Raw genomic sequence first — 10065 nt, forward strand, 5'->3', positions numbered from 1 at the left:
TCTTTGCGAGCAGGCTCGCTCCCACAGATGTTACGGAGTCAGTCCGAAGTCTTCGCCATCTGCCGATCCGACGCGCGCCAGACCAATCGCGTCGTGTCGTAACCCTGCTGGCGCGCCTTGCTCAGCAGCTCTTCGCGCACATCGACCTTCACCGTCGGCGTGCGGGACAGCAACCACATGTAGCGCCGGCTCGGGTCGCCGACGATGGCGGTCTTGTAGTCGTCGCTGACGTACAACACCCAGTACTCCCCTTTTGCCACGCCCGGCAGGATCCGCGAGAACCAGGTATCGAATTCGACCCAGAGCTTGTCGGTCTTGCCCGGCACTTGCGGGTAAGCCGTGCCCTTGGCCTCTTCCCATTTCCAGTCGGAAGTTAGGCAGCGGTTGAACACGTCCATGTTGCCGTCAGGCCTGAGGGTGTAATGCGCTTCGGATTGCGCGCAGTTGCGCTGGAAATACATCGGCAGGCGGGCCAGTTCGTACCAGGTCCCTTGGTAACGCTTGAGATTGACACTGTTGACGGTCTTGGGCGCCAACGGGTCTATGCCAGAAGAGGCACAGCCGGCCAATACCAGGCCAGCCAGAAGCACAAAAACGAACCGCATCATTATTTTTTTCTCCCGTGGGCACTCGCCCCGGTTTACTTCAGGCCTTGGCCGGAAAACATCAACACTTTGTCACCGGCATACTGCACGCTGATAAAGCTTTTCTGGTCGCCCCAGGTGCAGCTGGACATGCCGAGCGCGCCCGAACAATCAGTCGGTTTCCCCAGTAACGTTTCGACTTCGGCCTTGGGCATGCCAGCCGACAGCTTCGAATAGTTTTCCTGGTTGACCTTGCTGCATGCGGTCAAGACGACGCACACAAACAGCAGGGCGATGGATCGCAGCGACATGTGTAACTCCTGGAGCAGAAGGGAGGTGGCAGGGTGCCAACCTGATCCTTAGAAGAGAAAACCCCTGTCTGGTTCCCTCGTGCCCCTAGTATTTATTGGCTGTGCAGCGGTGTTTCATCGGAAATCAACCGGTTTGTGACACGGTCGTGCCTTTCGTCGGGATCGGTCCCTGACGCCTGATGGGACGGGCTTCTGCGCCGATAAAAAGTAACAGCGCAAATTCTTGCACTATGGCAAATTGGCATCCCTTCCTGACCCGTCCCTACGCGGTAGCGTTCTTAATGACCAGAAACATGAAATTCAGCCACAAAATCCTGCTGGCTGCCGCCCTTGTGGTGGCCGTCGCATTCGCCTGTTTCATCCTGTTCAACGACTATCGTCAACGACAAAGTCTCAACACCAGCACCGAGACGTCCATGCAGGAACTCGGCAACCTGACCAGCCGCAATATCCAGACATGGGTCGAAGGCCGGATCCAATTGCTGCAATCGCTGGCCCAGCAAATCGCCATCGACGGAAGCAGTACCGAGAGCCTGAAACGCGCCGTGGGCCTGCCGGCCTACACCGGTAATTTCCAGCTCAGCTATTTCGGCGGTACCGACGGCGTGATGTTCTCGATACCGGCCGGTAATCGTGCCGCCGACTACGACCCGCGTGCCCGTGGCTGGTACAAGGCCGCTAACAGCGCCCAACAGACCATCGTCACCGAGCCCTACATCGCGGCCTCGTCGGGCAAGTTGGTGATCACCGTTGCCACGCCGGTACAACGGCAGAACCAGATGATCGGCGTGGCCGGCGCAGATATCGATCTGTCGAGCGTCAGCGCCATCATCAACTCGCTGAACTTCGGCGGCCATGGTCATGCATTCATCGTCAGCGCCGATGGCAAGATCCTGATCCACCCAGACAGCAAGCGTGTCCTCAAGACGCTCGCCGAGGCCTACCCCAACGGCGCGCCGCAAATCGGCCCGGGCCTGAAGGAAGTCGAACTCGACGGCAAGACTCAGTTCATCTCCTTTACCCAGGTCAATGGCGTGCCCGGAGCCAGCTGGTACGTGGCGCTGGTGCTCGATAAAGACACCGCCCTGGCGATGCTCAGCGAATTTCGCACCTCGGCGCTGATTGCCATGATCATTGCCGTGGTGTTCATCATCGCCCTCCTGGGCATGCTGATCCGCGTGCTGATGCAACCGCTGCTGACCATGGGCCGCGCCATGCACGATATCGCCGAAGGCGAAGGCGACCTGACCCGCCGCCTGACCATTCATGGCCAGGACGAATTTGGTGCGCTGGGTACCTCGTTCAACCGCTTCGTCGAGCGTATCCACACCTCGATCCGCGAAGTGGCTTCGGCAACCGGCCAGGTCAACGAAGTCGCCCTGCGGGTAGTCAGCGCGTCCAACTCGTCGATGTACAACTCCGACCAGCAGGCCTCGCGCACCAGCAGCGTGGCCGCAGCGATCAACCAGCTCGGCGCCGCCGCCCAGGAGATTGCCCAGAATGCCGCCCTTGCCTCGCAGCATTCCAGTGAAGCCCGCAACCTGGCCGAAGACGGTCAGCAAGTGGTGGATAAAACCATCACCGCCATGCAGCAGCTGTCGGCCAAGATCAGCGATTCGTGCGGCAACATCGAAACCCTGAACAGCAACACGGTGAACATCGGCCAGATCCTGGAAGTGATCACCAGCATTTCCCAGCAGACCAACCTGCTCGCCCTCAACGCCGCCATCGAAGCCGCCCGCGCCGGTGAAGCCGGCCGCGGCTTCGCGGTGGTTGCCGATGAAGTGCGCAACCTGGCCCACCGTACCCAGGATTCGGCGCAGCAAGTGCAGAAGATGATCGAAGAGTTGCAGGTCGGCGCGCGGGAAGCGGTGCTGACCATGACCGACAGCCAGCGCCAGAGCGAAAGCAGCGTCGGCATCGCCAACCAGGCGGGCGAACGCCTGGGCAGCGTGACCCAGCGCATCGGCGAAATCGACGGCATGAACCAGTCCGTGGCGACCGCCACCGAAGAACAGACCGCCGTGGTGGAATCGATCAACGTCGACATCAACGAGATCAACACGCTGAACCAGGAAGGCGTGGAAAACCTGCAGGCCACGTTGCGGGCCTGTTCCGACCTGGAGCAGCAGGCGGCGCGGTTGAAGCAATTGGTGGGCAGTTTCAGGATCTAGCGGCTGGGATGCCCTATCGCGAGCAAGCTCGCTCTCACAGTTGACTGAGTTCTATCAGAGAACCGCGATCGACTGTGGGAGCGAGCCTGCTCGCGATTTACAGACTTGCCCCGCTCTTGAGCAAGCATCGCGGTTGAAGCATCTGGCCCCATCGCGAGCAGGCTCGCTCCCACAGTTGATCTTCCACGGACGCATCTTTTGCTGCTCAACAGAAACCCAGTGTGGGAGCGAGCCTGCTCGCGATGGCGACAGCGGCCACAACACAATTCAGAACCTCGACCCAGGCCTCTTCAGGAATTCCACTTCCTCAGCCGTGGACTCACGCCCCAACACCGCATTGCGATGGGGAAAGCGTCCAAACCGGGAGATGATCTTCTGATGCCGTTCGGCATAGTCGAGGTTGTCTTCAAACACGGCCCGCTGCGCCTCCGGTTGCTCCCGGACCAGGTCGATGAACCGCGACACGGCTTCGTTCTGCACCGCGAGGTTTTCGCAGTGTTCGAGTACCAGATAAATGAATACGCGCTGGATAGGCTTGAGTTGCCGGTCGAAACCCGCCGCCAATCCCTGGGCCACCAGCGCTTGGGCACGCAGGTCGCCGGAAAAGCTTCTGGGGGTGTCGCGAAAGATCATCCGCGGAAGTTGATCGAGTAACAGCACCAGGGCCAGCCAACCTTCCGGGCGTTGCGCCCATTCGGTCAATCCGCCGGCCAGTGCTTGCTCGACCTGATCGCCGAAGCGCTCTTGCGCCTGGCGATCATGGCCTTTGCCGAACCATAGCTTGCCCTTGTCAGCCGCAATGTCGTCGGGTGATTCGGCTGAACCGAACCACCAATCGAGCAACGGCTGCCAGGGCTCGGCCATGATTTATTCCTTGTGGTAGGCCGTGGCGCGCGCCACTTCTTCCTTCGAGCCGAGGAACACCGCTACGCGCTGGTGCAGGCCTTCGGGCTGGATGTCGAGAATGCGCTGGTGACCGTCGGTGGACGCGCCGCCCGCCTGTTCCACCAGGAACGACATCGGGTTGGCTTCGTACATCAGGCGCAGCTTGCCCGGCTTGGACGGCTCGCGGCTGTCGCGCGGGTACATGAACAAGCCGCCACGGGTCAGGATACGGTGCACATCGGCAACCATCGCGGCGACCCAGCGCATGTTGTAGTTCTTTTTCAGCGGGCCTTCTTCGCCGGCCAGCAACTCGCTGACGTAGCGTTGTACCGGGGCTTCCCAGTGACGCTGGTTGGACATGTTGATGGCAAATTCCTGGGTGGTTTCAGGAATGGTGATGTCTTCGTGGGTCAGGACAAAACTGCCCATTTCGCGATCCAGGGTGAAGCCCTTCACGCCGTCGCCCAAGGTCAATACCAGCATGGTCTGAGGCCCGTAGATGGCATAGCCGGCGGCGACTTGTTCGGTGCCTGGCTGCAGGAAGGCTTTTTCATTCAGCGCTTCGTTCTGGCTCAGGTACTCGTTCGGGCAACGCAGTACCGAGAAGATGGTGCCGACCGGCGCGTTGATGTCGATGTTCGACGAACCGTCCAACGGGTCGAACACCAGCAGGTAGGCGCCCTTGGGGTATTTGCCCGGGATCTGGTAGGCATTGTCCATTTCCTCGGACGCCATGCCGGCCAGGTGACCGCCCCACTCGTTGGCTTCGAGCAGGATTTCGTTGGACAGCACGTCGAGCTTCTTCTGCACTTCGCCCTGCACGTTCTCGGTGCCCATGCTGCCCAGGACACCACCCAGCGCGCCCTTGGAGACGGCGTGGCTGATTTCCTTGCACGCACGCGCCACCACTTCGATCAAAAAGCGCAGATCGGCAGGGGTATTGTTGCTGCGGGTCTGCTCAATCAAATAGCGACTCAAGGTAACGCGGGACATGGACGGCTCCGAAGAATAGGGGGCGGAAAACCCGCGCAGTTTAGCGCGAGTCGGGAGTTAATTCCTCCTATGAGACGGGATATGGAGGATTGAGTTCACGGGGTGTCGGTTCGCTTGGGTATTTCTGTTGATTGGCAGGACGTCATCGCGAGCAGGCTCGCTCCCACATTGGATCTTCAGCGCTCGCCAATCCAGTGAGAGCGAGCTTGCTCGCGATGAACACACCTCAGTTCTTGACCGGTGGCTTGCGCAACAGGCTGAACGCCATCGCCGCGAGGAACAGCACGCTCAGCAGCAACACCGCCCACAAGCCGATTTTTTTCCAATTGGTCTCGACGGGCGCAGGCGTGGTTTCGACTGTCTGGGTCGACGTGGCCGTGCCGTTCACCGTTGCCGTACCCAGCGTCGCCAGGCGCGAAGGTTTGTAGTCGGGCACCAGCGTGGTCAATGGCAGACTGGCCGCCTTGACTGTCGCACTGCCCAGCGCCAGGCGCCAGGGGCCCTCGCCGCGCGCCAGGAACACCACCTGGGTCGGGCGCACGGCAAAGCGCAGGGCCGGGGCGTCGGCGCCCAGGCCACCGCCGCGCTCGTCCACCGTCAGCTTCAGTTGTTGAACGGTCTGGCCGGACAGCTGCAGCTGGTTTTGCAACACGTCCTGGCCATTCTGGGTCAGGCGATAGAGCAGACCGCTGCCCATCGGCTGCCAAGGTTGGCTGCTTTCGCGGCGACCGGCCAGGGTCGCCGGCGCCAGGGTGTTGGCCTGGCTCAGCTCGACCTGCACCTGCTCGACGTTCAAGCCCATGGGTAACTGCCAGGTGTATTCGCCAGCCTTGGTCGTGCCACCGGCCAGCGGCTGCGACCAGACCAACGGCAGCGGCAGGCTTTCGCGGCTGGCGCTTTGCAACTGGGCCGAGGTCAATACCGGCGCCGAGGACGGCGAATCCCACAGCAGTCGCAAGTAGCGCGCCGATTGCCCCGGCAAGCTCACCTCATGCTGCTCGACCCGCTCATCGGCAAACGTCAGCCGGGCGATCTGGCCTTCACCCCACGATTGCCAATGCTGCAAATCGTCGCTGGCTTCGATGGTGAAACGCTGGAAGCCATCGCGCTCGCTGGTCCAGTCGAGGATCAATTGCTGCAGTGGCGCCTTGATCGCGCTGGCGTCCAGCAACCAGCCGCGCAACTCTTCCTCGCCCGCCTCGAGCCGACTGGACGGCTGGACTTCCACCAGCGTGCCGTTGGCGTTCGATTGCACACGCACGCTGGGCGCACGCTCGCTGTCATCGGCGGCGTTGTACAGCGGGAACCATTTCACGTCGGTGAGCGTGCGACTTTCCCGGCTCTGGGCCGACTCGCGAACCAATGCGTAGGCCTGGGCCTGGCCCGCCGCGTTGAAGACCCGCAAGTCGCTCAGGTCGGTCTGGCGCGCCTGCAACTGCACGTCCAGCGGCAGCGCCAGGCGATACCACGGCCCCTCGCCGCTCAAGGCCAACGGCACCTGATGGGCGAAGTCTTGCGGTTGTTCCTGTGCCGCGGCCGACATGGCCACCCACAACCCCACCACGCCCAGCCCGATTCGACTCAACTTGCGACTCAAGATGACACTCCCTCACTGACAGGCATCGGCGGCTCGGCATCCACGACCGGCTCCGGGCGTTTGGGCGGCAGCGGCGCAAAGTAGCCGACCACCAACAGCAACACGCCCACGCCGATAAACGACACGATCCGCGCCAGACCACCACGGTTACTCAATTCGACAAAGAACAGCTTGGCCACGACCACCGCAATCAACGCCGCGCCGATCAGCCACACCTCGCGACGATGCCGCAGGTGTCCGCCAATCATCAGGCCCAGGGCGATCAGGGTCCAGACAATGGACAATCCGGCCTGCACGAACATCGATTCAAGCAATGCATCCAGCTCGAACGGCACATCCATCCACTGGTGCGCAGTGCGCATCACCAAGGCGGTGAAGAACGCGAACAGCGACACACCGGCGATCAACTGAGCGACCTGTCCGATCCGACTCCAGCGGTTCGTCGTTTGCTCCACGGCGTTGCGGGCCCACACATAGATACCGAACAAGGCGAACAGCAGACCCAGTTCCAAGGGGTTGAGCAACGGCACATAAGGCAGCGGCTCCGAATTGCCGTCACTGAACGTGTTGGTCAGCCAGAACCAACCGAGCATCAACAGTGCCATGGGCGCCGCCGCGTAGACGCGGTATTCGCGCGGTTGGGCCGACACCGGCCACGGCAGGGTACGCGGCGTGGCCATCAACACCAGGTAGAGGCCTGGCAGGATCGCCCAGGCCAGCCAGCGCCAGGCATTGTACTGCTCAGACAATAACAGCAGGCCAAAACGTAACTCCAGCATCAGCACCGCCATCAACAACCAGCAACCGAGCACATGAGCGGTACTGCGCGCCTGGGCCGGCAGCGTCGCGGCCAGGCGCTTGAGCGACAGGAAATGCACGGCAAATACCGCCAGCCAGGCCAGCCAGCCGAAATCCGCCGCCGGGTGATAACGGCTGTGCCCGATCGCCACCAGCACACAGCCTGCTGCTGGAATCAACAAGGTGCACAGCAATCCCATTGCCGGCCACTTCAAGCGCAGCGCCGCAACGGTCCACAGCGCCACGCTGGCGGCCGCGACAACCAACAACAAACTGCCTTGCAGGTTTTGCGGGGCAAAGCGCAGCACTTCGCTGACCCACGCCAGCGCCCACCAACCGGCGCCCCAGATCAGCAGCAGCTCGGACAGGCGCTGCAAACTCAAGGCATCGAGTTCCCGCGCCGCGTGCGCCTTTTGCAGACGCCATGCGCCCACCAGCGCAGCCAGCCCCAGCACCAGCGGTGTCCAGAATCCGCTGTGGGCCAAGGGACGCAGGTCCTCGGCATCAAGCGAGCCCAGCAGCGCCGGCCCGGCCATCAGGAAAGCTGCACCGCCAATCACTTGCAGCAGCAGGCCAAAGACAAAGCTCACGCGCTGTTTCAGGTACAGGCTCAGCCAGATGATCAACAGGCCACTGGCCGCCCACACGCCGCTCGCCGTTTGCCAAGGCAACACGAACAGCACCGCGAGGTTGATCAACACCAACCCGGCCAGCAACACCACCGACAAGCCGCGCAGCAAGCGCACATCGTTGCGCACCATGTCGTCGCGCGCCGCCAGCAACATGCCGCCGATCAATGCCAGGCCGATCAGCGAGGCGCTGAGCAGACCGCTCCAACCAGCATTGAACACCGCTGCCGAATCGCCTTCGGCGCCTTGCAGTCGCAGCAGGAACAGCGCGCCGCCGAGCAGTTGCACGGCGAACGCGGTAAACAGGAAGCTGCGTGATTGCAGGCGCAGGCCGACGAACAGCGTCGCCAGCCCGGCCAGTGCCCATGCGATAGCGGTGCCATGAATAAAGAAAAACAGTGGTGCCAGCAGGTAGAGGAAGCCAAGCCCCAGCACCGCCAGCATGGGTTGCCCGCGAAGCTCCCAATTTGCGACGTGCCCGGGCTCGGCCTTGCGCAGTTGGTAAAAGCTGAACAGCAAGGCACCACCGAGCATCAACGCGCCCAGCCACGAACCTTCCAGCAGGCTACCTTCGCCGCTATGCAGTTCACTGACGAAGGCCAGCGCCGACCCCAATTGCAGCAGCAGGGCAAAGATGCGCGCAAAAGGTCGCTGCTGGCGCAGGCCGAGCCAGAAGATCCCGGCGCCTTCCACCGCCCACGCTGCGGCAGTCCAACGGGCGTCGAGGCCAAGGGGAATCGCCAGGCTGGTGAAAATCACGCCCAGGGCCAGGCAGGTTTCGGCCAGCAATACAGCGCGCCCGCCCATCAATACGCGCGCCAGCCCCATGTAGATCATGCCCAGGGCCAGGGCGCTGAAGGCGGCGGCGAATTCCAGATGCTGCACCAACACGAACTGCAAGCCGAAGCCCACCAGCGGGGGACCGAACAGCATGCTGCCGTCCACGTAATCGCCCTTGCGCGCCGACCAGCGCAGCAGCGCTTGGCGGCTGTCATCTTCAGGCGCATCGCTCATTTCCAGCAGCTTGCGCCGGGTGAACAACAAGCCGATCGCCAGGTACATCAGGAAGAACACGATGAGGAACGGTTCAGTGTTCCAGAGCAGTTCCGGCGTATAGGAACGCAGGCCCCAGGCGAAACCGATGCCGAAGGTGCCGACGAAGCCGATCAGGTTGAGCAAGCGCCAGGCGCGGAACCAGGCAATCGCGAAGATGCCGGTATTGAGCAGGATGAAATAGCTGAACAGCGCGACATGGTTGCCGCTGCCGGTGGAAGTCAGGATCGGCGCGGCGAAGCCGCCCAGTGCGGCAGCTGCCGCCAGTCCCAGGGCATTCTGGGTAACGGCCAGGATCGCGGAAAACACCGTGACTGCAACCAACAGGCCCAGGGCCGCCTTGGAATCGAGCAGCGGGTGCAGGCGCATGGCGGCGAACACGGTCAGGTACAGCACCGCGATCCCCGTCCCCTGCAACATCAACGCATAGTTGCTGTTGCGGTGGCGCAACCACCAGCCCAGGCCCAACAGGCCCAAGGCGCTGGCCGCGACGCCGGCGTAACGCAACTCGATCGGCACTACCATGCCTTCGGTGGCGTAGCGCAACAGGAAGGCCAGGCCGAGGAACAACAGCACCACGCCGACCCGCAGCACGGTGTTGCCACCGAACAGCCAGTTGCGCGCGCCCGTCCAGGCACGATCGATCAGATTCGGACCGCGAGGAGCCGCCGGCTCTGTAGTCCTCGGCTCCAAAGGTAGAGGTTCAAAGTCACGGGTTGCGCGTCGACTGGATGTTTCGGGCGCGGGGGTCCAAACGTCATCGGGCAACGGCTGGCTGGCCTGGGTGGCCATCGCGGGGACCGGTTCGAGATCGGGCGGCAGCTGCCAGATGAGCTCCGGCTCGGTGCGCGCCTCGGGCTTCGCCGCCTGGGCAACGACGATTTCCGGCGCGGGAGCCGGTTCACTCGGTTCGGCCACGTTGCCGCGTTCGAGCACCGCCAGACGCGCTTCCAGCGTGAGCAGGCTGCGCTGGGCATCTTGCAGCAGGATCTGTTGCTTGGCGGCCTGGATACCCAGGCGTCCCAGTCGAAACGACTGGGC

General features: G+C 62.5%; 7 protein-coding genes. 1 reads left to right on the plus strand and 6 read right to left on the minus strand.

Translation table 11 applies throughout. The annotated features are described in order from the left end of the window. Positions 1 to 38: 38 nt before the first annotated feature. Together ACE04F_RS27970 and ACE04F_RS27975 are read right to left on the minus strand one after the other, a co-directional pair. Positions 39 to 608 (minus strand): lipocalin family protein, encoded by a 570-nt coding sequence (locus tag ACE04F_RS27970; RefSeq protein ID WP_486110825.1) that lies wholly within the window; start codon positions 606 to 608, stop codon positions 39 to 41. A gap of 32 nt (positions 609 to 640) precedes the next feature. Further along, a complete protein-coding gene (locus tag ACE04F_RS27975) occupies positions 641 to 895 on the minus strand; it encodes a hypothetical protein (RefSeq protein ID WP_092328762.1) in 255 nt (84 codons plus the stop codon). Positions 896 to 1176: 281 nt separating this feature from the next. On the opposite strand from ACE04F_RS27975, the gene ACE04F_RS27980 reads away from it, so the two are divergent. Further along, positions 1177 to 3069 carry a methyl-accepting chemotaxis protein gene (locus ACE04F_RS27980; RefSeq protein WP_486110827.1) on the plus strand — a complete coding sequence of 631 codons (1893 nt, stop codon included), beginning with the start codon at positions 1177 to 1179 and terminating at the stop codon, positions 3067 to 3069. Positions 3070 to 3336: 267 nt separating this feature from the next. Here ACE04F_RS27980 and ACE04F_RS27985 read toward each other — a convergent pair whose 3' ends face one another. The 4 genes from ACE04F_RS27985 to ACE04F_RS28000 form a co-directional block, all read right to left on the minus strand. After that, complete coding sequence (locus ACE04F_RS27985; RefSeq protein WP_486110829.1) at positions 3337 to 3933, minus strand: DUF924 family protein; 597 nt, start codon at positions 3931 to 3933, stop codon at positions 3337 to 3339. Between the two features lie 3 nt (positions 3934 to 3936). After that, complete coding sequence (locus ACE04F_RS27990; RefSeq protein WP_107323045.1) at positions 3937 to 4947, minus strand: class 1 fructose-bisphosphatase; 1011 nt, start codon at positions 4945 to 4947, stop codon at positions 3937 to 3939. A gap of 226 nt (positions 4948 to 5173) precedes the next feature. Beyond that, positions 5174 to 6544, minus strand: a complete 1371-nt coding sequence (locus tag ACE04F_RS27995; RefSeq protein WP_486110831.1) for a DUF3999 domain-containing protein — start codon at positions 6542 to 6544, stop codon at positions 5174 to 5176. Beyond that, on the minus strand, positions 6541 to 10065 hold a 3525-nt coding region (locus tag ACE04F_RS28000), incomplete at its 5' end, for a DUF2339 domain-containing protein (RefSeq protein ID WP_486110833.1). The genes ACE04F_RS27995 and ACE04F_RS28000, both read right to left, overlap by 4 nt.

It is taken from the genome of Pseudomonas sp. AGC41, assembly GCF_057334555.1.